This is a genomic window from Bacillus sp. FDAARGOS_527, from assembly GCF_003812125.1.
GTDB classification, from domain to species: Bacteria; Bacillota; Bacilli; order Bacillales; family Bacillaceae_G; genus Bacillus_A; species Bacillus_A paranthracis.
Genome location: NZ_CP033795.1, coordinates 1,572,342 through 1,594,177, shown reverse-complemented (window position 1 = coordinate 1,594,177; position 21,836 = coordinate 1,572,342). Strand labels below are relative to the sequence as shown.

The 21,836-nt window shown below is 32.8% G+C and carries 27 protein-coding genes and 1 pseudogene; 9 read left to right on the top strand and 19 right to left on the bottom strand.

Going from position 1 to position 21,836, the window contains the following annotated elements:
- Positions 1-31: 31 nt before the first annotated feature.
- The 3 genes from EGX95_RS10570 to EGX95_RS10560 form a co-directional block, all read right to left on the bottom strand.
- Positions 32-448, bottom strand: coding sequence for a MarR family winged helix-turn-helix transcriptional regulator (locus EGX95_RS10570; RefSeq protein WP_001065034.1), 417 nt, complete (start codon positions 446-448; stop codon positions 32-34).
- Positions 449-563: 115 nt separating this feature from the next.
- Positions 564-1,169, bottom strand: a complete 606-nt coding sequence (locus tag EGX95_RS10565) for a PRK06770 family protein (protein WP_000846583.1) — start codon at positions 1,167-1,169, stop codon at positions 564-566.
- A 97-nt stretch (positions 1,170-1,266) separates the two neighbouring features.
- Entirely contained in the window at positions 1,267-2,040 is a 774-nt protein-coding gene (locus tag EGX95_RS10560; protein ID WP_000720248.1) for a Cof-type HAD-IIB family hydrolase, read from the bottom strand.
- 319 nt (positions 2,041-2,359) lie between these two features.
- Here EGX95_RS10560 and EGX95_RS10555 point away from each other — a divergent pair, with 319 nt between their 5' ends.
- Positions 2,360-3,142, top strand: a complete 783-nt coding sequence (locus EGX95_RS10555) for an arginase family protein (protein ID WP_000054635.1) — start codon at positions 2,360-2,362, stop codon at positions 3,140-3,142.
- 34 nt (positions 3,143-3,176) lie between these two features.
- On the opposite strand, the gene EGX95_RS10550 is transcribed toward EGX95_RS10555, so the two are convergent.
- The gene (locus tag EGX95_RS10550) at positions 3,177-3,836 is read right to left on the bottom strand and encodes a nucleoside/nucleotide kinase family protein (protein ID WP_000657886.1); all 660 of its coding nucleotides are present in this window, start codon (positions 3,834-3,836) and stop codon (positions 3,177-3,179) included.
- Entirely contained in the window at positions 3,836-4,732 is an 897-nt protein-coding gene (locus EGX95_RS10545) for a CPBP family intramembrane glutamic endopeptidase (RefSeq protein ID WP_001191544.1), read from the bottom strand. Before EGX95_RS10545 ends, EGX95_RS10550 begins: the two co-directional genes overlap by 1 nt.
- A 375-nt stretch (positions 4,733-5,107) precedes the next feature.
- Between EGX95_RS10545 and cspD the strand changes: the two genes are divergently transcribed.
- Positions 5,108-5,311: a cold-shock protein CspD gene (gene cspD, locus EGX95_RS10540; protein ID WP_000176368.1), complete on the top strand. Its 204-nt coding sequence runs from the start codon at positions 5,108-5,110 to the stop codon at positions 5,309-5,311.
- Positions 5,312-5,397: 86 nt separating this feature from the next.
- Positions 5,398-5,583: a cold-shock protein gene (locus tag EGX95_RS10535; protein ID WP_000286198.1), complete on the top strand. Its 186-nt coding sequence runs from the start codon at positions 5,398-5,400 to the stop codon at positions 5,581-5,583.
- A 39-nt stretch (positions 5,584-5,622) separates the two neighbouring features.
- On the opposite strand, the gene EGX95_RS10530 is transcribed toward EGX95_RS10535, so the two are convergent.
- On the bottom strand, positions 5,623-6,174 hold the full coding sequence (locus EGX95_RS10530) for a GNAT family N-acetyltransferase (RefSeq protein WP_123805503.1): 552 nt from the start codon (positions 6,172-6,174) through the stop codon (positions 5,623-5,625).
- A 298-nt stretch (positions 6,175-6,472) separates the two neighbouring features.
- Here EGX95_RS10530 and EGX95_RS10525 point away from each other — a divergent pair, with 298 nt between their 5' ends.
- The gene (locus EGX95_RS10525) at positions 6,473-7,021 is read left to right on the top strand and encodes a hypothetical protein (RefSeq protein WP_000275268.1); all 549 of its coding nucleotides are present in this window, start codon (positions 6,473-6,475) and stop codon (positions 7,019-7,021) included.
- A 56-nt stretch (positions 7,022-7,077) separates the two neighbouring features.
- Here the strand turns inward: EGX95_RS10525 and EGX95_RS10520 are convergent, their stop codons facing one another.
- The 5 genes from EGX95_RS10520 to EGX95_RS10505 form a co-directional block, all read right to left on the bottom strand.
- On the bottom strand, positions 7,078-8,478 hold the full coding sequence (locus EGX95_RS10520) for a protoporphyrinogen oxidase (RefSeq protein WP_000860369.1): 1,401 nt from the start codon (positions 8,476-8,478) through the stop codon (positions 7,078-7,080).
- 60 nt (positions 8,479-8,538) lie between these two features.
- On the bottom strand, positions 8,539-9,267 hold the full coding sequence (locus EGX95_RS10515; protein ID WP_000600658.1) for an alpha/beta fold hydrolase: 729 nt from the start codon (positions 9,265-9,267) through the stop codon (positions 8,539-8,541).
- A 114-nt stretch (positions 9,268-9,381) separates the two neighbouring features.
- The gene (locus EGX95_RS10510) at positions 9,382-9,531 is read right to left on the bottom strand and encodes an aspartyl-phosphate phosphatase Spo0E family protein (RefSeq protein ID WP_000424361.1); all 150 of its coding nucleotides are present in this window, start codon (positions 9,529-9,531) and stop codon (positions 9,382-9,384) included.
- 168 nt (positions 9,532-9,699) lie between these two features.
- The gene (locus EGX95_RS30355) at positions 9,700-9,855 is read right to left on the bottom strand and encodes a hypothetical protein (RefSeq protein ID WP_000428945.1); all 156 of its coding nucleotides are present in this window, start codon (positions 9,853-9,855) and stop codon (positions 9,700-9,702) included.
- Between the two features lie 33 nt (positions 9,856-9,888).
- Positions 9,889-10,449, bottom strand: a complete 561-nt coding sequence (locus EGX95_RS10505) for a helix-turn-helix domain-containing protein (RefSeq protein WP_000581024.1) — start codon at positions 10,447-10,449, stop codon at positions 9,889-9,891.
- Positions 10,450-10,619: 170 nt separating this feature from the next.
- Here EGX95_RS10505 and EGX95_RS10500 point away from each other — a divergent pair, with 170 nt between their 5' ends.
- Positions 10,620-11,435: a DMT family transporter gene (locus tag EGX95_RS10500; protein ID WP_123805501.1), complete on the top strand. Its 816-nt coding sequence runs from the start codon at positions 10,620-10,622 to the stop codon at positions 11,433-11,435.
- Between the two features lie 19 nt (positions 11,436-11,454).
- On the opposite strand, the gene istB is transcribed toward EGX95_RS10500, so the two are convergent.
- Positions 11,455-12,219 carry an IS21-like element helper ATPase IstB gene (gene istB, locus EGX95_RS10495; RefSeq protein ID WP_000980839.1) on the bottom strand — a complete coding sequence of 255 codons (765 nt, stop codon included), beginning with the start codon at positions 12,217-12,219 and terminating at the stop codon, positions 11,455-11,457.
- A complete protein-coding gene (gene istA, locus EGX95_RS10490) occupies positions 12,216-13,478 on the bottom strand; it encodes an IS21 family transposase (protein WP_002073783.1) in 1,263 nt (420 codons plus the stop codon). Before istA ends, istB begins: the two co-directional genes overlap by 4 nt.
- A 104-nt stretch (positions 13,479-13,582) precedes the next feature.
- Between istA and EGX95_RS10485 the strand changes: the two are divergent.
- Positions 13,583-13,699, top strand: a pseudogene (locus EGX95_RS10485) (EamA family transporter); the annotation flags it as partial.
- A gap of 21 nt (positions 13,700-13,720) precedes the next feature.
- On the opposite strand, the gene EGX95_RS10480 reads toward EGX95_RS10485, so the two are convergent.
- The 3 genes from EGX95_RS10480 to EGX95_RS10470 form a co-directional block, all read right to left on the bottom strand.
- Positions 13,721-14,233, bottom strand: coding sequence for a GNAT family N-acetyltransferase (locus EGX95_RS10480; RefSeq protein ID WP_000153560.1), 513 nt, complete (start codon positions 14,231-14,233; stop codon positions 13,721-13,723).
- A 150-nt stretch (positions 14,234-14,383) separates the two neighbouring features.
- Positions 14,384-15,310, bottom strand: coding sequence for a GNAT family N-acetyltransferase (locus EGX95_RS10475; protein WP_000152627.1), 927 nt, complete (start codon positions 15,308-15,310; stop codon positions 14,384-14,386).
- 55 nt (positions 15,311-15,365) lie between these two features.
- The gene (locus EGX95_RS10470; RefSeq protein ID WP_000673975.1) at positions 15,366-15,890 is read right to left on the bottom strand and encodes a GNAT family N-acetyltransferase; all 525 of its coding nucleotides are present in this window, start codon (positions 15,888-15,890) and stop codon (positions 15,366-15,368) included.
- Between the two features lie 379 nt (positions 15,891-16,269).
- Here EGX95_RS10470 and EGX95_RS10465 point away from each other — a divergent pair, with 379 nt between their 5' ends.
- A complete protein-coding gene (locus EGX95_RS10465) occupies positions 16,270-16,452 on the top strand; it encodes a DUF4021 domain-containing protein (RefSeq protein ID WP_001060699.1) in 183 nt (60 codons plus the stop codon).
- Between the two features lie 42 nt (positions 16,453-16,494).
- Here EGX95_RS10465 and EGX95_RS10460 read toward each other — a convergent pair whose 3' ends face one another.
- Positions 16,495-18,726 (bottom strand): MMPL family transporter, encoded by a 2,232-nt coding sequence (locus tag EGX95_RS10460; protein WP_063246624.1) that lies wholly within the window; start codon positions 18,724-18,726, stop codon positions 16,495-16,497.
- 122 nt (positions 18,727-18,848) lie between these two features.
- Between EGX95_RS10460 and EGX95_RS10455 the strand changes: the two genes are divergently transcribed.
- Positions 18,849-19,466, top strand: a complete 618-nt coding sequence (locus EGX95_RS10455; protein ID WP_000436042.1) for a TetR/AcrR family transcriptional regulator — start codon at positions 18,849-18,851, stop codon at positions 19,464-19,466.
- 141 nt (positions 19,467-19,607) lie between these two features.
- On the opposite strand, the gene EGX95_RS10450 is transcribed toward EGX95_RS10455, so the two are convergent.
- A complete protein-coding gene (locus tag EGX95_RS10450) occupies positions 19,608-20,261 on the bottom strand; it encodes an MBL fold metallo-hydrolase (protein ID WP_000401488.1) in 654 nt (217 codons plus the stop codon).
- A 67-nt stretch (positions 20,262-20,328) separates the two neighbouring features.
- The gene (locus EGX95_RS10445) at positions 20,329-20,736 is read right to left on the bottom strand and encodes a GNAT family N-acetyltransferase (RefSeq protein WP_000797949.1); all 408 of its coding nucleotides are present in this window, start codon (positions 20,734-20,736) and stop codon (positions 20,329-20,331) included.
- 574 nt (positions 20,737-21,310) lie between these two features.
- On the opposite strand from EGX95_RS10445, the gene EGX95_RS10440 reads away from it, so the two are divergent.
- On the top strand, positions 21,311-21,667 hold the full coding sequence (locus EGX95_RS10440) for a PH domain-containing protein (protein ID WP_000646627.1): 357 nt from the start codon (positions 21,311-21,313) through the stop codon (positions 21,665-21,667).
- Positions 21,668-21,836 lie beyond the last annotated feature (169 nt).

The window sequence follows — 21,836 nt, the reverse complement described above, 5'->3', positions numbered from 1 at the left end:
AATGTAACAGAATGTTACATTTTTACTATATTTAATTCAAGTGCTTCTTCCACTTTAATAATAGAGCCTCTAAAAGCCCCTCTTCTTCTTTCGTAAAACAACCACAATTCTCTTTTAAAAAATCACTATATTGCACATCTACTTGCTTTTTCGTCTCTTCACCTTTTTTAGTTAAATATACGAGCGTTTCACGTTGATCATTCGGGTTCTTCTCTGTCATTACGTAACCATCACGCTTCATCCGTTGAATCATTGTCGTCATATTACTTGGAACACATCCCATGTTTTCAATTAACTTTGACATAGATACTTTCCCAGATTTTGCGAGTACTTGAATCACTCCAAATTGTACGTAACTTATATCATACTGTTCAATTGCTTTATCTAGATTTTTTTGGAGTAAATGATAAACATCACGAATATTACCGTAAAGCTCTCTGTTATTCATATGTAAGCCCCTCTAATTTATTTCATATATGAATCATATTCCCATTTATTTCTTGTGTCAACAAAAACACCTTTGTAATTATAACAACAAAGGTGTTTCAAAATCAGCATATCTCTTATTTATTAGCCTGTCCCCCACCTGCAATTAATTTACTACCTGAATATGTACCTTTTTGCATAAACACTTGATTAATTAACTCTTTTTGTTCCGCTTCTGACATTACTCCTTTTCCTTCTCCTAAATTCCCGCTTTGTAATTTCCAAATCTTATTATGATCCGCATCCATCTTTTCATATTTTCCTTGTTTCCATCTCTCTAAAATGTCTGCATATGTAGTTCCTTGTACTAGATCATTACTTTTTACAATATCAAGCAAACTTTCAATTCGTTCTTGTGTAATAAAAATATAACCCCATTTTTGATCAGCCTTCGTTTTTTGATGCGCCATTTCATGTAACGCTGTCTGTATTTTCTCATCTGTCCATTTAAAATTTTTATTAAAGCCGCTATTTGGTAATGAATGATTGCCATTTTCTAAAACCTTTGCATCTTCAGCTTTTACATTACTATCAGCCAGCACTTCTGCTGCCGGAGCAGCGGGTGATGCCTTTTTCGCAGCTGGTTTACTATTATTCAAATAATACAGCATACCATATGTTAAACCTACTCCGATTACCGCCATGCCAGCTATAATTCCAATTATTTTAAAGAATGTTTTCATCTTGCTTGTTTCCTCCCGCATATCTCATTCATAATATCTATTTATCAAAAACAGATGCAGCATCTCTTTTTTCGCTGCTTACTACAATTTTTTCATACTAGTCAACATAAACATAACTTTTACTTTCTAGAAATGTAGCAACTCCATCCTCATCGTTACTTTTAGCAATAACTTTAGCGACTGCCTTTAATTCCTCAACAGCGTTACTCATCGCTACACCAATCCCACACTTCTCTATCATTTCCATATCATTGTAGTCATCTCCAAAAGCAATAACTTCAGATACGTCTCGATTTAAGTGCTGTAGAACATATTGAATACTATTCCATTTTGAAACTTCTGCATGCATAATTTGACACAATGTCCCATCATCTGTAATGACTCCCCTGCATTCATCAGGCAATTCTTTAATGAATTCTTTGTTTATTGAACCTTTAGTACAAATAATTGCTTTAGAAGCTTTTTCAAAGTTCAAATCTCTTACATCCATAATTTCACATGGTACATTACCAAAATAATCAGTTACATCAAAATTGGAATACAACTTATCACCTATTTCAAGGCAAATTTCATGAAGATTATACTTGTTTGCTATTTCTATGATTTCTAAAATGTTATTTTTAGAAATCTTCATTTCATATAAAATATCATTCCCTTTTAGTACTAGAGCCCCGTTATAACAAATGATAATCTCACTCTTTAACACGTCGGGAATATACTGTTTTATAGCTCTTGGCGGCCTTGCTGTAGCAAAAATCAATTCGTCTCCATTATTTTTACATTCCCTTAAAATATTAATAGATTTCTCTGAAATTGTTTTATCACTTCTTAATAAAGTCCCATCAAGGTCTGAAATAATAATCTTTTTCATACTTATCTTTATTCTCCTTTCACAAATAATAATTCGAAATATTGGTTATTTTTTGGATCACCAGCGCTGCTGCGGATAGTTAATCTCAACTTTCTTTTTTTCTCAATTTAATTCCAAATATCATTTCCATTTGTTATATATTTTTTATTTCATGAAGTACATACATATTTCCTTATATTGTATTTCTTTTCTTTAAAAATTGAAAGATTATTCTGTCAAAAAAACACTATCTTTTCTAAATACTAATTCCACTCAAAGCATTTCATTTTAATTTTATAAAAATAAATGATAGCCTTATATTTAAAGGAGATGAATAAATATGAGTTTATTGCATAACGGTTTAACTTTTTTAAACTTTGATGATACGTATTTATTACAAAATAAACTACATTCTTATTCACATGAAGATATTGATTTTACTCATTTAGAACACGCAAATCTATATTGCGAAAACACTTCTTTAATGCATATAAAAAGAGCATTAAATCGTAGAAAGAATAAAGGAATTACTTTTATAGGTTCTGGAAATTATCATTATGTATCTTATTTATTATTAGAAGAAATAAACAAGCCTTTTACCCTTATACTATTTGATCATCATACTGATATGAACTTACAGGGAGCAAATGAACAAACTCTTATTTCCTGTGGATCTTGGGTATCATTTTCTCTTCGAAATAATGATAATTTAAAGAAAGTAATCATTATTGGGCCTTCTTCTCTTACAATTCATTCTAATGATTGTCCATACGTAGAAATTTTTCCAATTGATATATCACATGAAGTATCCATACATACAATACTTTCACATATTCATACAGAAACAATATATGTAAGCATTGATAAAGATGTTTTAGATCCAAAAGTTACTATTACCAATTGGGATCAAGGGCACATGAAATTATCTAGACTTTTACAATTTATTCATTCTCTAATTATGAATAAATCTATTTATGGTATTGATATTTGCGGTGAACTCCCAGTTTATCCTTCTCAACTTTTCTTACCTAAATATAAAAATGCTATTCAGAAAAATGAACAAGCAAACTTACAAATTTTAAAAACAATTTATGAAACGAACTTACATATTCAATATGCGTAAAAAGAACGAGTACCTTATAAGGTACTCGTTCTTTTTATGCACGCTTTTCTTTTAACCACTTCGTAATCGCATCTAACCTCGAAACATCAAAACGATTCTCTTCACACACATGTAAACTGTTTAAGTTATTTACAATTTCTAGTTCATTCGTTTTTACACTTTTCGCTTCAATTATTTTGCAGTAACCGTCTGTAACAGTATTTAAATTTTCATAATAACGTTGAAACGATTTTGATATATGTAAATGTTTTTCAAAATTTCTTCTTCTTTTTGTCTCATCAGATTCTTTCCGTTTTCTAAGTTCTTCATCATTCGTATATAAATAAAAATATTGATCAGGAAAACCAATTTCCCTATTAATCAGCTTTTCTTTATAAAAGTTTTCTATTAAAGATAATGGCTGATCAAATATTTCAAAATGGAAACACCAATTATAACTAAGCGGCTGATAAATGTCTCCATCAAGTATTATTAATTTATATTGCTCTGACTTCTGCATTGCTATTTTCCAGCGCTCTACTTGTTTTTCAAAATACCATGTTCTATGTTCATTTTTTGGTCTTTCAAATAATAAATTCACTTCAGGTATAATATAAGCACCATAATTCTTTTCTAACTCACGACACGTTGTGCTCTTACCAACCGCACTCGCTCCCTCAAACGCTATAATCCCCATAGTTTCTCCCTCTTTCATTAACTAAAATCTCTTTGTTTCGCTTTTCTCCCCCATAACTGTTTCCATAAAACAATTGAAGCGATGGAGAGCATTATAGTTGTAATGATACTCCCTTCAATTCCGAACGAGCCTCCATGAAGGAATTCCGATCCACTTGTTACAGGTTTAAAAAGTGGTGTAGAATACATTGTCATTCCACTAACTGCAAAACCAAATACGTTATATTGTGCCCAATTCCAAATGGAATGCCATGCGCATATCCCCCAAAGACTACTGTCTTTCAAAACGTAAAAAGCTGCAAACACACCAACTAATATTATATTCGATATTGAAAGAATTGTAATACCTGGATTTAGTAAATGAAGAAAACCAAATAAAAATGAAGTTACAACAATACCGATCCATATACGGCTTCTAACAGAAAGAACTGGAAATAACCAACCCCGAACAACAATTTCTTCTGTTGCACCTTGTACCAAAAAAGCAACTAAAGATCCCACAATTCCAAGTATAGCGGTTGGTGTAATGTGTTGCATTTGTAGTTGTACATTTCCAGTTAATAAAAGTAGCATGACTGGTATTGAAATAAAAACAAAACCTATTAATGCACCTCTTAAATATTTTCTTATCCACTGATTTCTCCAAAACCCAATGGATGAAATTGATCTTTTCTCTACAAATCTAATCCATAAAAAAACAAAAAATATAGCTCCGCCAAACGTCAATATCATTTCAATATCACTATAAATTGCTTTCATTAAAAGCGTTTCTGCTTTCGGTAAAAACAACATAAATAACATGAACAATTCACCTAAAGTTAAAAATACAATTGCAAGTATAACAGCGAATACTGGATGAACTTTTCTTCTTCCTTCTTTGGCTGCTTCAATTATTTTAAATTTATTGGACTGCAATATTCTCGCCTCCTTAACAAATACATCAACACTATTCTTATACTATATATCGATTCACTAATACAAATTTTCAATAAAAATGTTCTTAGTTTAGCATAAACCAAAATTAGGAATAATATATAAATAAAAGAGATGTTTTTGTGTCTTTTACCATCCTATTTCACACTGGTATTACCAGCACTTGCTATTTCCCACCATTTGTTGTAAGATAGTAATTAAGGTCAATTTAACAGTATATTTTCTTTGCATATTATCAAGTATCAATAAGGAACATTTTATATTCCTTATGGGTTTTTGATAATATGTGAAATTTTATTTTTCATTCAAATAAGGCCGAACATATTGTAATCTTTTTAATTTTTAGGAGGCATTACCATGACATTAACAGGTAAAGTAAAATGGTTTAACAGCGAAAAAGGTTTCGGTTTCATCGAAGTTGAAGGTGGCAACGACGTATTCGTTCACTTCTCAGCTATCACTGGCGACGGCTTCAAATCTCTTGACGAAGGTCAAGAAGTTAGCTTCGAAGTTGAAGACGGTAACCGTGGACCTCAAGCTAAAAACGTTGTAAAGCTATAATTCAAACAATAAAAAGGTTGTTACCAGCACGGTTAACAACCTTTTTAATATATAACTAAAATTTTTTACATAAAAGGAGTGGTTACATGTATCGCAATCGAAAGAACGATGTAGCAGAAGTACCACCAGAACAAACCCCTGTCTGGGAATGTGAAGCAGAGGATTGTTTAGGATGGATGAGAAAGAACTTTTCATTTGAAGAAGAGCCTAAATGCCCTTTATGTAAAAGTAGCATGAAAAGCGGAGAACGTTTATTACCTAAGTTAGGTTAATTTTTTACTTAACCCCTCTTATTTAAGAGGGGTTTTTTATTATAAATTTAAATCTTCAACATCCGTTCGAACTATAGAATACAATAATGCATCATGTTGCTTATTTCCTTGATGAATATATCCACGTAATAATCCTTCTTTATGAAAACCTATTTTACATAACATTTTACAAGAAGTAACATTTTCAGGGTATGTAATAGCACCAATTCTAAATAAGCCTAAATCTTGAAATCCATAACGAATAATTTCCCTGGCTGCTTCTGACGCATAACCATTCCCCCAATAACGAGGATGTAAGTCATATCCAATTTCAGATCGTTTACTCCATAATTGTAAATTATTTAATCCAATTGTACCTATTAAAGTATTTGTTTCTTTTAATACAATCCCCCATCGTATTGCCTTTTTCTCAAAGTAATTTTTTAAAAAAGATTCAATCATACGTGAAGCTTGTCCAAACTCTGTAAAAGAATTCATACCGTAATAACACGTTACCTCATCCAATGAAAAGATTTCATATATTTTTTGACAATAAGATTGTTCTATTTCAACTAAACGCAAACGTTCTGTTTCTAATATAGGAAATGCCATAGGATCACTCCTTTCTTTCTACTTATTCATTATAGCAGAAAACATATTTATAATTAGGAAAGTCCTCAATGTCCCATTAATCAAATATTTCAAGAGTAGCCTACCCTCTTAATTCAATACGAACTAAGAGTAACCCTTCTTGCATTTACATGATGCGAAAAATAAAGAGATGATCATAGTACATTGATCATCTCTTTATTCCATACTCACTTTTCCCTTCTAAAACAACACCCTACCCCATACATTTATGGTAAAATATAGTCAATACATTATTTTATTGTGGAGGTGTAAATTTCCTTTGTATATATTCATCAGCTTATCCCTCTTACTCATATTACTCATATTTTTATTCGCAAAAAAGTTCACTCCAAACTCATTCATGATGACTAGTTTTAAAGGCAATAGCTTTAAGACATTTTCAATCAGCATTTTAATCGCCGCTACTCTTTCTCTTTCATATGGAATCTATCACGCAGCAACATATCAACCTAAACATTTAGATATCACATTACAAAATCAAAACTTTACTGTTTTCGGTAACGTTGGAGAGCTTGGATATTTCTCAGAAGAATTATTAAAAAAAGATACAGAAGTTAAGCTACATTTTGCCTCTTGGAAACCAATGCAATTAAATAATCCAGAAATAATAGTAAACTATCCTTCAGGTAAACAGGAAACATGGAAACCGAACATAACATTACTTCCTGCCAATAAATTAAAAGAGAAACATGGTATAAAAGAGCTTTATCAACTCTCATCATATTCATTTAAAGAATCCGGTAATATAACATTAACGATTACTGAGAATCATACAACGAATAAAAAGATCTCAATTCAAGTAAAATAAATAAAATGTCCCTCCGTTATATTGGAGGGACATTTTATTTATATATGTATGCTATATTAATTTGTCGGTTCATTTAATGTTGCAATTATCTTATTTGCAGTGTTCTTTCCATTTCCAATACACGCACCAATACCGACACCGTAATATGAGGCACCTGCTAAGTATACATTAGGATATAGATCCGTCATTTTTTCTTGTAATGTTTGAACTGCTTGATTATGTTCTAAATGATATTTCGGCATTAAATCTTTCCATTTTGTCACTTCAACTACTTCTGGTTCACCTTTAATTCCGAGACTCTTTTCAATATCATATAAAGCGACTCGTACTAGTTTTTCTTCATTATAATTTTTAATCGTTTCATATACCGGATTCGTACTCTTATAAAACATTCTCACTAATAGCTTTTGGTTTCCAGATGTATGTTTCCACTTCCGGCTTGTCCATGTACAAGCATCACAATGTAAATCACTGTTTTCTGTTACGATAAATCCTGTGCCGTCCGCTGGTAATTGTTCATCTAGTATGTCAAATCCTAAGTAAATACTTATAAGTGATGAATTTTTAAATGTATGAAACTGCTCGTTTAACTCATTAGACTGTAATAAACTTTCTGCGATATCATGCGGAGTTGCTAAAACAACATAATCAGCTTGGATTGATTCGTGATTTGCAAAGGAGACTTCATAGCGATTACCTTGTTTACTTACAGCTGTCGTTACAACACCCTTCTTAACAACCGTCTCAGTCAGCACTTCTTCTAAACGATCAATAATCGTAGATAATCCACCTTTAAATGATACGAACTTTTTGTTTCCTGCTGATTGAAACTGCTTTTTATTCTCTTCAAAACCTTTAATAATACTTCCATATTTATTTTTATAATCCAGTAAATACGGTAGTGTAGACGCCATAGTAAGCTCATTCAATTTACCAGAATATACACCTGAAAGCACCGGAGCAATTTGTCTTTCTACTAACTCTTTTCCTAAAAAGCTTTCTAAAAATACAGCAAGAGAAGTATCTTTTGTAAACTCTTTATTTTTCGTTATGAAATCTTTTAAAGCAACAATTTTCCCTTTCGTTGATACTAGCGTACTGCTAAACAACGATCGGGCACTCATCGGTATCCCAAATATAGTATCAGAAGGAATTGGATGTAAAATATTATCCGAATATATGTAAGAAATACCCGTTTCATTATATACCATTTCTTCTTCTAAATTTAAATCTTTTATAAGCGGCATGACATGTTCATTACGAGCAACGATAGAATCTGCTCCGGATTCCATAATAAAATCCTTTTCTTCTACACTATGGATTTTCCCACCTAAGTACTCTTCTTTTTCTACAAGGATTAAATTTAAATCTATATTATAATCCTTTTTTAATTTTTCTAAATAAAACATAGTAGAAAGTCCCGTTATACCTCCACCGATGACAACAACTGTTTTCATATGTATTGCGCTCCTAACCGATACAATTAATAATTCCTTTATTATTATACCCAAAAGTCCTTATATTCGACTAGCAACTTGCGCATTCTGTAAGAAATTAGACAATATATCCGAATAAATTTTTGGTTGATCATTATGTACTAAATGACCGGCAAACGGAATAACGGCAATATGAATATTTCCGTTTAATTGTTTGAACGTTGTAACAGCTGTAACTTCATCTTCTGAATCTCCCCCAGCAATACAGAGTGTAGGTATTTGAAGATTCGCTACATCACCAGTTTCATCGAAAGGATACCAATCTTTAACTTGCCACGATTCAAGCAATGCTTTCCAATCACTTTTTTCATGAATTTGATTCATATACGTTATAACTTCTTCATTTTTCATCAATTGCTCGTGACACTTCGCTTCATACTCCAGAGACTCTTCCCAATTATCCCTCTTAACCGGAAAGATTCCTGAAAAAGTTAATGTTCTCACTTTCTCTGGATACTTTTTTGCAAATAATAAAGCGATTAATCCCCCTAGTGAAACACCCGCTATATGACATCTATCAATTTGTAGATGCTCTAACGTATCATATAAATCCTTTGCAGAACGTAGGAAATAATTCTCCAATGTCCCCCCTGATTTTCCATGCCCTCTTAAATCAGGGCGAATGACTTGATAATTTTGTTCTCGAAAAAATGCTACCTGCTCTTCATATTCTACTAAACCTGTCATACCACCAGAATGTAAAAGTACGATTGGTTCCCCTTCTCCTGAAATGTACGTATGTAATATCATGTATCCGCCTCCTCTAAAACAGAATATTCCATCTATTATTAGTATATAGAATATACATCTGAATTTCCAAATAAAAAAGAACTATAACATTTTCACATCATGTCATAGTTCTTCCTATTTTAAAAACATAAAGTAATTAATCAGTTTGTCTATTTCTTGACTTAATGCCAATACTTTTTCATGTTGAATTCCGTAATCTGATACTAAATATAAAAGTTCTTCTTTCTTTATTTCAATTACTTTTTCCAATTTCACTAATTCCATGTCGTTTTACTTCTCTCTCCAATACTAAAATGTATGTATTTTAGTATAGCCTATTTACATAATTAGTAAAAGTAAAATACTCATGTAAAATCTTACATATTTTAAAATAATATACTAACAACAAATAAATTTATATTTTTGTACCTTAATACAGACCATTAGGCTTCATTACGTATTCATAACAAATCGGAATTTCTCTAAAGTTATATCTTTATATTTTGGAGCCCTCCTAATATGATCAAAGTAACTATATGAGAATTTAAAAACATGTCCAAAATCCCAATCAATTGACAAGCCACCTTTTAAAACAGTTTTATTTTCCATCTTTCTATCCCCCGTAAAAAAATCACTTTATACTCATCCTAAAGATGGCGTCAATACAAATAAAATATGATTGGATTCATCACTCTTATTCAAAAAACGATGTTTCACATTTGGCGGGATACGTACAACATCTCCTTCTTCTAAGAAGTACTCTTTGCCTTCTAACTCCACATAAACTTCTCCTTTCATAACAACAGCAATTTCTTCTTTATCTTCATGTGAATAGTGATTTTCCGTTGTATTTGCTTGTTTATTTAGGTCCATCATTAACATTTCAATACGCGCTTTCATAAAATCTGGTGTTAATACATCGTAAACTATGTGATCGCTATTTTCTCGATATACTTTCTTTCTATCTTTCTTCTTAGAAATGAGTGAATCTGTATCAATCTCATTAATAAATAATGTAAATAGCGGTACATTTAACGCTTTCGCTATTAATTCCAATACACTTAACGAGGGATTCGCATGTCCTCGTTCAATTTGACTAATTAATGAAGTACTAATTCCTGCATAATCCGCAAATTCGCGAATTGTCATCTTATTTTTCTTACGATAACTTAATACAGTTTGTCCAAGCCTATCATGTATCATAGTAAATCCTTCCTTCTTCCATCATAATATATATTTCATCGCTTTTGTGTTGACTTACTAAACAAAGGCAAATAATCCTTTTCTATCGTCTCCGAGACTTATATACTTACCTTTGTACATTTTATCGTATTTAGTTCATTATAATAGACAATCTATCGGAGGGACAAACTTTGAAATCACCTATTCTTTCATATTGCATCTTATTTTTCGGTGTATTCGCCTTATCAACTTCAGCGATTTTTGTAAAATTGGCAGATGCTCCTGCAACTATCATTGCTTTTTATCGATTATTTTTCGCTGCATTAATTCTGTTGCCATTATTACTTTTTAATCGAAACAATCGAAACGAACTAAAAACAATAACAAGAAGACAATGGGGATTCGGATTCATTTCTGGGCTATTTTTAGCTGCACATTATGTACTATGGTTTGAATCGTTACAATATACTTCTGTAGCAAGCTCTACTGTTATCGTAACGTTACAACCTTTATTCTCAATGATTGGTGGTTATTTTTTATTCAAGGAAAGGTTTACGAGAGGCGCGATTATCGGTTGTCTCATTGCTATTTCAGGAAGTATCATCATTGGCTGGCAAGATTTCCAAATTAGCGGGGAAGCCTTATACGGAGATATTTTAGCATTTATTGCGGCAGGAATTATTACCGCATACTTTTTCATTAGCCAATATGTTCGTAAAGATTTGTCACTTATACCGTATTCGCTCATTAGTTATGGAAGTAGCGCCTGTTTTCTTGGTATATTTGCTTATATGAAACACGAATCTCTTATCCATTACTCTACACAAACTTGGCTATGCTTTATTGGTTTGGCGTTTATTGCTACGATTTTAGGGCAAACGATTTTTAATTGGTTATTAAAATGGATGAGTGCTACTGTAATCTCCATGAGCATTTTAGGAGAAACAATTGGGACTTGTATACTAGTGTCAACAACGATTCAAATTTCCCCAATTTCAACGAAATGAAATTCCCCATTATGAACGGCTAAATCGTTGTTTGGGCAGGATAAATTCCTGCTTTTTTCTTTTCTCGCAAACGGTAGGAGTCACCCTTGATGTTAAATGTAATCGCATGATGTAAGAGGCGATCCAAGATAGCCGTTGCCAATACATCGTCACCAAAAACTTTTCCCCATTCAAGGTACGATTTATTAGATGTTAAAATCATTGCTCCTTGTTCGTATCGCTTTGAAACAACCTGGAAGAAAACATTGGCGGTTAGTTCATCAAAAGGAAAATAACCTACTTCATCTACAATTAACACGTCTGGACGACTCCAACGATTTACGAGTCGCTGGAGTGTCCCTTTATCATTGGCCTTGCGGCACTGAGCCACTAAGTCGTCGGCCGACAAAAATAGGGCTGTATATCCTTGGGTAATCGCTTCAATCGCAAAGGAGACGGCTAAATGAGTTTTTCCTACACCCGGAGGACCCAGTAATATGCGATTTTCCCCATTGGCAATAAAGCGACATGTTAAGGTTTCCTTGACCCTTTTCTCGCTCAGACTTGGTTGAAATGTAAAGTCAAAATCATGAATCGTTTTGGTGTAAGGCAGCTTTGCCCGTTTCATTCGCTTTTCTAGTTGATCAGAATCTTGTTGCTCCGTTTCATGCAAAACGATAGTGTGAAGAAACTCAGAATATGATACATTATCCTTAGAAGCGTCTTCTAGTAAACTATCAAGTTGGTTGGCTGTATGATGCCAGCCGAGCTTCTTTAAACGCTCCAATAAGAGTTCGTTCATCATACAGACTCACCTTCTTCCAGTGCTGCGTAAGCAGCGAGAGGGCGTTTTTCCACATTTGGAGATGGGGTATGAGAGTGAAGACCGTCGGTCGCCAAATCTTCAACGTTCTTCGCTTTCTGCCCTTTTTCTTTTGTATGTAGCCCATCATAGTGTTCCATTCGGATATGAGTAGTTGCTTTTCCTGTAAGAACCGGATGTTTTGCGATACATTCACGTTCATCGTAAATCTCTAAATGATGATCGAGTGTTTCTTTAATCTTAACCATTTGTCCAGCGTAACGGTAAGGAACTGAATACCTTTTTCCGCGGTACGACACCACACAGTCCCGACTGACTTCTCTGGTTTCCCAATGTGAAGTGGGAAACAGAGGCTTCACTCCCCATATCTGCAGGAACTTCTGTTCCTGCTCAAATCGTTGAAATGGTGACTCATTAGTAGTCTGATTGGTTTTCTTGTTAGCTATCTGATCCAACCATGTACGTACGGCTTCATTTAATGCATGTAAAGTTGGTTCGTGTTTTCGCTGAAAGAAGTTATCTTTCAAATACTTAATGGTTCTTTCTACTTTCCCCTTTGTTTGCGGACGTTTAGGACGACAGGCTTTTGGCACAATCCCATAGTAGGCTAAGAAATCCTCAAACTTGCGATTGAAACGAATCTCTACAGGACTATGCTTGATTACAACGGTTTTCATATTATCATAGAGAATTTGTTCTGGTACCCCATTAAAGTAAGAAAAAGCATTCATATGACACTTCATGAGGGTTTCGAGATTCATGTTGGTTGTAAACTCTACGTACTTCATTCGGGAATAACCTAATATCATCACAAATGCATAAATGTCTTGCAGATTGCCATTCACTAAGTATTTTCCCACGTACGCCCAATCCATTTGGGCTTGTTTCCCTGGTGGTGTTTCAAACCGTAAGGTTGCCTGTTTCTTTGGCTGTTGACGAAGAGGACGAACAAAGTCTCTTAAAATTGTCATCTTCCCCTCGTAACCCATCGTTTGAATTTCCTCTAACAGTACGACACAGTTGGTTGTTCCTTCTTTGACTCGTTGAAGGATGTAGGACTTATAGGGTTCGAGCTTACTCTCTTTCTGCTGCTCGCTTGCCTTACGTTCCGGCAACTGATTGCTTTTTAGATATTTGCTGATCGTTTTACGATCGAAGCCTGTTGCTTCTGCAATGGCTGTTTTCGTCCACCCTTTCTGAAATAACTCTCTAATCATAAAAAACTCCCCAATCTTCAGCACCGTTTCTTCACTCCATCTTTGATGTTTGTTTCGAAACGATTATCTGTTATTTTTGGGGAATTTAAAACCGTTGTTATTGGGTATTTTACAATCGTTGATTACAACTAGCGTACTTTATATTAAATGAGACTATTTCTTTACAACAAGGACTAGGCATTACAGTTATTTTTATTGGTCTTGCATTATTTTTATTACAACCAAATTCTAATAAAAAAGCATGACATTATACTGTCATGCTTTCACTATCCATTATGTACAATTAAACCATCAGGTCTAAAACGACTCATCATAATTTCATTAATAAACTTTCCGTGAGCTTTCAAATTTCCTATCTTTACTCCCTCTTCTACAAATCCGAATTTTTCATATAGAGTTTTCGCTTTAGGATTCGTTTCTAAAACACCTAGTTCTACTCTCTCTAACATTAACCAATTATCAGCCAAATCAAGCATTTTTGTAAGAAGAGCTTTTCCAATGCCTTTATTATGATATTCACTATCTACCCCGATAAACAAATCACCCGAATGAGATCTACGTCCAGGACTTTGGGTTAACCCAACAAATCCTACAACTTCCCCATCATACTCTGCGACAAATTCAAATTGATTTGGTGCTAAATTTCGAATTCTATTTTCCATCGCATCTACACGCATGCTAGGTAAGAAAATCATATAAGGTAAAACGTCATCTTGTATGCATATACGGTGAATCGCTCTGGCATCTTGTATTTCTACTGCTCTTACTTTGATCGTCATATTTTCTTCCCTCCATATTCTTAACAATACATATATTCATTCTAGCCTCCCGCATGAAACCCCTTCTCTCCTTTATTTCTTTATGTTATTTTTATATAATTATTTCGGCATAATATTAGCTTTACGAACAAACTTATCTACATTAACCGGTTAACTTTTTACTTTATTATATAACGCAAGCAGCTTTTCCATTGGAATACCATTTACTTTCATACCGGCTATATCACAATTTTCTATTTCCATATTTTTTAGATTACTACTACTTATCGTACTCCCTTCTAAATCACATCTATTAAATGAAATAGGATATTTATTTTCTCCAAGACTTGTATCTTTAAATTGAACTCCACCTAAAATCACCAAACTAAATTTACTGCCAGAAAGATTTAAATCTGCATATGAAGAACTTCTAAAATTAATATTTCTAAACTTGGATTGACTTACATTACAATTGCTCATATTCATATTCCTTATATTGCTGCCAACAAATGAACTATTTTTTAAATTTACTTGATAATACTCTGTATTTTCCAAGTTGCAGTTTTCGTATTGGCTATTTTTCATGTCTTCATTTTTAAATACACTTTCTTTGTTTGAGCTCGTTCCTATTCTTTTCACGTAACAATACTCATCTTCTGATTCAAAAATTGTTTGGTAACCCATCTTTTTATAAAAATGGTGATTATTAATTTGTCTACTCGATGTTTCGAGATCCCAAATCCTTATGCTTGGATATTCCGCTTCTATTAATTTAATAACATTTGATCCAATTCCTTTCCCTTGATAAACAGGCTCTACAAAAATACGATCAATTCGGCCATATGATTTACCTGAGATCGTAACTATAATTCCCCCGATTATTTTTCCATCCATTATCACTTTGTAACAATTCAATTCTTCGATTGAATATCTCATCATTTCTACTGAAGAATACCCTGGTGGTTGGATGTTATAGTCAATAACATCACCTTGACCGTATAGCCATCGTTTTGCTTCTTCATCAAATGTTCTTGTCATTATTTCTGTTAACTTTTCTGCATCTAAAATTGTAGCTTTTTCTATAGATATTATTGTCATTTTTGTTTTCCCCTTTATTGTTACAAGCTAATAACCTTTGCGAACGAAATAATTATCAATTCACTTTTGTTTTTAAAGTTTTTCCCATTATTATATATGGAACATCATTTGTACTTGGGTGAAATGGCTCCAATATATTTACCCACTCTAATCTTTCATATAACGAACGCGCTTTTTCATTGTTTATTTGTGTTGTTAAAACACTCGTTCTATTTAAAATCCCTTTTAGTAGTTCATTATGTAATTTCGTTCCAAGACCTTCATTTTGATGTTGTGGATGAACTGCTAACTCTACAAATTCAAAACAATCTTGTAACCACTCTTCTACTTGCTCTAGATTTAACGCTTCTCTCATTAATTGACTATAGTACTGTCCTTCTAATGAACGATAACCATAAGTAAAACCAACCACTTCATTTTCATCATTTATTGCTACTATACCTTTAAAATCTGCATATTCTACATGTCTTTTCATTCGCTCAATCATCTCATTGAAATTTGTTTTCTCAAATGCTTTACAATACACTTTTGCCATATTCTCAATTAGAATCTCTTCTTTTTCAATACTTACGAACTTCACTTTACTACCCCCTATTAAATCATTTAAAATTTTAGCTGATTGAAAATAAAAAAAATTAAAACAATACCTCTCTTACTATTAAACTACAAATAAACCTATATTTTCCACTTTTACTTATTATTAATGAATAAAAAAGAGACCATGCAATATAAACATGATCTCTTCTATTATTTATTTTCACTTGTATATAATTAAAAATTAGTTTTTATTTTAGGAGGCTAATTTCCTTGCTTTCACCATAATTGTTCACTCCTAACAGTTTACATTTCACTCTAATTGTTTATTTAATTATATAACATCTATAAGAATCCATTCACATATTTCTGGAAATCCATCCACATACTATAAATAAATCAAATGAAATTTGGAGGATTCATACATGAATAACAAAAATGTAAATAAAAAAGAAAATGTTATCGAAAACGCTACACCTATTCAAAATAATACTACTGCCAATCTTACTATCGAAGAGCAAGCAATGAACGGCTTATATGGAATGCCAGAAACCGCTATTGAAGATGCTGATCATGCTGCATCTGATGATTTGACTTCAAAAAATTAATTACATTGAAAGAGCCAAGGAAAGTATCCTTGGCTTTTTCAACTACGCATCCACTTTTTGTATCTCTTCACTCTTCCTTGAAAGTTTTCCTGGCCAAAAAGCAAAACGGCCTAAAACGACTGTGATTGCCGGTACAAGTAGTGGTCTTACAATAAACGTATCTAGTAATACACCAATTGCTGTTACAATACCAAATTGAACGAGCACTTGAATTGGAAGTGTTCCTAATACAGCAAAAGTTCCAGCTAAAATTAAACCTGCGGATGTAATGACACTACCTGTTTGTATAACGCCATTTTTTACTGCATCCAAATGATTTTGTGTCTTTTTGTTTTTCCATATTTCTGAAACCATAAAGATATTATAATCTTCACCTAAAGCAACTAGAAATACAAATGCGTATAACGGTATTGCACCTTGAATGGCCGGTGCTCCCATACCGAAGTGAAGTAATATCCATCCGGCTCCTAATGCAGAGAAAAATGATAAAACAACAGTTACAATTAAATAAATCATCGCGACAATTGATCGTAAGTAAACAAGTAATAATAAAGCTATAATATTAATCATTACTGGAATAATAACCGCTTCATCACGTTCTGTAATTTGCTTTGTATCATATAATGAAGCCGTTTCTCCGCCAATCCATAGTCGATCTTCTGCATTACTAACCCCAGCATCTTTTAATACTTTTTCTACACGAGTTTTCAATTTAGGGATTTGATCTAATGCTTCAATTGAGTATGGATTTTCAGCTAAAGAAACCTCATACATTTTAATTTGCTTATTTTCTTTCCCCTCTTTTGGCTCTTTCACTGTTTTTACGAAAGAGAATTTCTCTAGTTCTTGTTTAATAGGAAGCTCTTTTCCTTTCGTATCAACGACAACTTTTACTGGCGCTAATTCACCAGCTGAAAAATGATCACTAATTAACGTAAACCCTTCGCGTGAAGGCATATCCTTTGGAAACGATTCTAATAGGTCATATGTGTATTGAATACGTGGTACAAATGAAGCCAATCCACCTAATACAAATACAGTAAGCATAATGATTGTCCACGGTCTTCGTACTACAACATCTCCAAGTTTGTTACTAAAGGCGCCTTTTGATTTTTTAACTTTTACGACTCTCTTTTTCTTTCTAGTAAATTCCTCATTCATCGAAGTTGTTCTCGGTATAAATGGGAAGAATGCGGCTCTACCGAAAATTAATAATAAAGCTGGTAAAATTGTTAAAGCAGCGATTCCCATAATGAATACAGCAACACTAAATGGTACTGCAAATCGATGAAAGGCACCATAATGAGCAAGCAATAATGTGCCTAATCCAAGTACAACAGTTAATGCACTCATTATTATAGCCCCACCAGAAGCTTTAATTGCAAGTTGCAGCGCCTTATATTTGCTTTCTTCTTCTAACAAGTACTCCCGATATCTCGAAATTAAAAATAGACAATAATCCGTTCCAGCACCAAACAATAGTACTGTCATAATTGATATCGCTTGGGCATCTACTTTAATCCATCCGTGATCAGCTAAAAAACCGAGTGTAGGACTAATAACACCGTATGCAAAGCCAACAACAAGTAAAGGTAAAATTGCTAAAATTGGTGAACGGTACAGTAAAATTAATAGAACCAATACGAGAAGTACAGTAGCAACTAACAATTTCACATCTGCTTGACTAAATAAACTAACTGCATCTGTTTGAATGCCTACTGGTCCAGATAATCGAACATGTAATCCAGAATCACTTATTTTTTGTTTAAATGGATCTACATCCACCTTACTATTCACTATCTTTCTTAAATCATCAAGATTTCCTTTTAATATATCTGTTCCAGCTGACTTGTTAAAAAATACCGGTGTAACAAATGATGTACCATCTTTTGATGCACTTTTTGATAATACTTGTTCCGGGATCGTATCAAATGGTGGTAACGTTGATTGTTCCTTTAAAGGACTAGCTTTTAACTCTTTATACACATCTTGTATAAGTTTATAATCTTGTGACTGTAATCCACCATCCCTATACCATACTACTAACAACGGATTCCCCGCATTATTCGGAAACTCTTTTTTCATAAGTGCTTCCGCTTGCTGCGACATAGCTGTTTCAGGTAAATTTTTCGGGTTCGGTTCTTTCGTACTATTTACTTGTGGTAACGTAAATGAAAGTAATAACGTAATAAGAATCCATACCGATAAAGTGATCCATTGCGTATTTTTCCCTGCTACAAGCCTCCCTAACATATGTAACGGATGCTTTTTCATAAAAAACCCACCTTCCTTTTTTCCTCCACTATTAATTATATATACTGGTCGGTTAATTAATCAAGAATGAATAAAAATTATGTTATAATTATCTAAACAATACATGTCAGGAGCGAATGGATTTGGAACAAAAACAACGCCCTCTTGGAAGGCCTCGTCAAAATAAAAATACAAAATCTACAAAAGAAACCATTTTAGAAGTTGCAACTCGGTTATTTCTTACTCAAAATTATCAAGTCGTTTCTATGGAGGAAGTAGCAAAAGTTTGTGGTGTTACGAAAGCAACCGTCTACTATTACTATTCAACAAAAGCAGATTTATTTACCGCTACTATGATTCAAATGATGGTACGTATACGTGAGAATATGTCTCAAATACTCTCTACAAACAATACTTTAGAAGAGAGATTATTAAACTTTGCTAAAGTTTACTTACATGCCACAATGGATATCGATATGAAAAATTTTATGAAAGATGCAAAATTGTCGTTATCTGAAGAACAATTGAAGGAATTAAAAAAAGCTGAAGATAGCATGTATGAAGTGTTAGAAAAAGCACTCGCTAAAGCGATGCAATTTGGAGAAATCCAAAAAGGAAACCCTAAATTTGCCGCTCATGCATTCGTATCTTTATTATCAATTGGGAATTTTAAAGATGAAAATGACAATCCTATTCTTACAAATATAGATGAATTAGCACAAGAAATCGTTTCTTTTTATTGGAACGGATTAGGACGTTAAAATTACATGGGTTTCCTTTAATAAAAAAGCATGTTTGTATTTCTTCAAACATGCTTTTTTATCATTTAAGTGTTTTATGTATATACCAACAATTAGACTACACTTTAGCATCCATTATTAAAAAATTATTATCTTTACCTTTTACAAATTTTGAAGTTGAATCTTTATATTCCCCTTACTTAATCCCCCGTGGTAACAAACTACAGATTCAATATCTAGATTTAAATACTTCTTCAAAGACTGCCGTGCTTCCATAATATTTAAAGTTGTTGGAGCATGAACTCCTCCTAACACTCCATTCACACTATACATCGAGTCTCCAGCGACAAGAATTTTGCTTGGTTTCAAATATAAACTAATATGCCCTGGAGTATGCCCTGGAGTATGGAGAATTAGTATCCCACCGCAATACGGAAGTTCTTGCCCGTCAATCACTGTGTCACTCACTTTTCCTTTTGGTGGATTCTCTACATGTACATCTTTCAATAAAGGTAAATCTCCCTCAATATATGGCTTATCTAACTCGTGCGCATATACTTTAATATCGCTTACACCATTCTCCAATACATTAGGAAGGCTACCTATATGATCTATATCCTGGTGTGTCAAAATCACAACTTTTACCTTATCAACAGATACCCCAACTCTCTCCATCTCTACTTGTATATCTTCGAATTGTCCAGGGAAACCAGTATCTATTAAAACTGCCATTTCATCATCCCATAAAAGAATTGGGTGAATGATAAATTCTTGAAACTCAAGTTGTAACATTTCTACTCCTTTAGCAATCTCCATACAGCAATTCTCCTTTATAACTGAAGTTTGAAAATATGTACGAGTAAACTGAAAATATAAAGCACCGCTATCTCATAATATGTTTTGTCATCCCAATAGAGAATGCTTCAAACCCTATAGATTCATAATAAGATTGCAATTTTTCCACACACATAAGTTGCGGAATAACCTTGTTTTGTTCGCAGTGATGGATTAATCGTTTCACTATGTCTTTTCCAATACCAATATACTGATACTCCGGCATTACACATACACCACAAATAACGCCTGTTATTACTCCATCGGATATAACACGCCCCATCCCAATTAATTGTTCCTCTTTAAATGCATATATTGCATACCAACTTTGTTTACACATTTGTTCTAATTCATTCACTGTTAATTTAAGAGAATTCCATCCTAAAGATTCATATAAAGCTAATAATTCATTAAATTTTGTAGGATGTTCACTTGTGTAGTGTATACTATTTTTCATGTAAATACTCCTTATTCTATAGTTTGTTAATGTTCCATAAAATGCCCCTTATGAAAATTGCGATTGACGTGAAAATAACTAGAACAAACTTCAATAAGAAAAATAGAATTCCTTCTCAACATAAAATAAAAAGAAGTTATCTCACTTGAGATAACTTCTTTTATATAAGACTCTCATTATATTATTAACCAAAAATTATACAACTACATACGATAAGCACAAACAAAACTAATAAACCATTTGAGAAATAACCCATTGAATACTACCCCTTTATTAAATTATGTAAAAGATTTTATCATAAAATGATTTACAACTTAATAACTGAAAAAGACATTGTATTCATTAGTTACGTATATTTAGTAATATTTTAATTTCTAGTCATATTCTCATTGTTTTTTATTGTACTAGAAACTAAAAAGAATTCTCTTCTCCTTTTCATCCCTCACCTAAAAGTCCTTACTAGACGCTTCTATTCTATAGAAAATTACACTTTTATAAATCCGAAAAGATTAATATATGGTAAAATAGATTAAACAACTCTACACTTTACTTTCAACAATAAGGAGACCTGCTTATGAAGGCGAATCTAAGTACAATAAAAAAATACTTAAACAGTGAGGAAAATATTCTTTCTACACTCTACTGCGTAATAAATTTTGGTTATATGAGCCGATCTGGTATTTTAGCTGCTACAAATAAAAGATTATTGTTCTGTTCTGATGCTATGTTTAGAAAAGGACTAAAATGGGAATTCAAATACACTGAAATAGAAGATTTCAGTCATACGGATGGGGTTGTATTAGAGATGTCTGCAATCCCCTTTATCAAAAAAATAACTATGAACCATGGAGACGATTTTATTGTATTTGATAATTTTTCAAGCCCACAAAACGTACAATCCTTTTTTAAGTTGGTTCAATCCAAGCAATAAACCTATCAAGACTCTTACATATACCATATTCCTTGGCATGGTAAAGCTTATAGAATGTATAAAGAGGGTTGCATTTGCACCCCTCTTTGTACATATCACTGTTTTACTTTAAAATCTCTTTTTCACACATAGCTCTACTTATATTTTTTCTTTTGAATCATAATACCTT

Excerpts from the sequence above, each read along its gene's own strand:
- EGX95_RS10570 (WP_001065034.1), bottom strand. The coding sequence starts at position 448 with ATGAATAACAGAGAGCTTTACGGTAATATTCGTGATGTTTATCATTTA.
- EGX95_RS10565 (WP_000846583.1), bottom strand. The coding sequence starts at position 1,169 with ATGAAAACATTCTTTAAAATAATTGGAATTATAGCTGGCATGGCGGTA.
- EGX95_RS10560 (WP_000720248.1), bottom strand. The coding sequence starts at position 2,040 with ATGAAAAAGATTATTATTTCAGACCTTGATGGGACTTTATTAAGAAGT.
- EGX95_RS10555 (WP_000054635.1), top strand. The coding sequence starts at position 2,360 with ATGAGTTTATTGCATAACGGTTTAACTTTTTTAAACTTTGATGATACG.
- EGX95_RS10550 (WP_000657886.1), bottom strand. The coding sequence starts at position 3,836 with ATGAAAGAGGGAGAAACTATGGGGATTATAGCGTTTGAGGGAGCGAGT.
- cspD (WP_000176368.1), top strand. The coding sequence starts at position 5,108 with ATGACATTAACAGGTAAAGTAAAATGGTTTAACAGCGAAAAAGGTTTC.
- EGX95_RS10535 (WP_000286198.1), top strand. The coding sequence starts at position 5,398 with ATGTATCGCAATCGAAAGAACGATGTAGCAGAAGTACCACCAGAACAA.
- EGX95_RS10530 (WP_123805503.1), bottom strand. The coding sequence starts at position 6,174 with ATGGCATTTCCTATATTAGAAACAGAACGTTTGCGTTTAGTTGAAATA.
- EGX95_RS10520 (WP_000860369.1), bottom strand. The coding sequence starts at position 8,478 with ATGAAAACAGTTGTTGTCATCGGTGGAGGTATAACGGGACTTTCTACT.
- EGX95_RS10515 (WP_000600658.1), bottom strand. The coding sequence starts at position 9,267 with ATGATATTACATACGTACATTTCAGGAGAAGGGGAACCAATCGTACTT.
- EGX95_RS10510 (WP_000424361.1), bottom strand. The coding sequence starts at position 9,531 with ATGGAATTAGTGAAATTGGAAAAAGTAATTGAAATAAAGAAAGAAGAA.
- EGX95_RS30355 (WP_000428945.1), bottom strand. The coding sequence starts at position 9,855 with ATGGAAAATAAAACTGTTTTAAAAGGTGGCTTGTCAATTGATTGGGAT.
- EGX95_RS10505 (WP_000581024.1), bottom strand. The coding sequence starts at position 10,449 with ATGATACATGATAGGCTTGGACAAACTGTATTAAGTTATCGTAAGAAA.
- istB (WP_000980839.1), bottom strand. The coding sequence starts at position 12,219 with ATGATGAACGAACTCTTATTGGAGCGTTTAAAGAAGCTCGGCTGGCAT.
- EGX95_RS10480 (WP_000153560.1), bottom strand. The coding sequence starts at position 14,233 with ATGACGATCAAAGTAAGAGCAGTAGAAATACAAGATGCCAGAGCGATT.
- EGX95_RS10475 (WP_000152627.1), bottom strand. The coding sequence starts at position 15,310 with ATGACAATAATATCTATAGAAAAAGCTACAATTTTAGATGCAGAAAAG.
- EGX95_RS10465 (WP_001060699.1), top strand. The coding sequence starts at position 16,270 with ATGAATAACAAAAATGTAAATAAAAAAGAAAATGTTATCGAAAACGCT.
- EGX95_RS10460 (WP_063246624.1), bottom strand. The coding sequence starts at position 18,726 with ATGAAAAAGCATCCGTTACATATGTTAGGGAGGCTTGTAGCAGGGAAA.
- EGX95_RS10450 (WP_000401488.1), bottom strand. The coding sequence starts at position 20,261 with ATGGAGATTGCTAAAGGAGTAGAAATGTTACAACTTGAGTTTCAAGAA.
- EGX95_RS10445 (WP_000797949.1), bottom strand. The coding sequence starts at position 20,736 with ATGAAAAATAGTATACACTACACAAGTGAACATCCTACAAAATTTAAT.
- EGX95_RS10440 (WP_000646627.1), top strand. The coding sequence starts at position 21,311 with ATGAAGGCGAATCTAAGTACAATAAAAAAATACTTAAACAGTGAGGAA.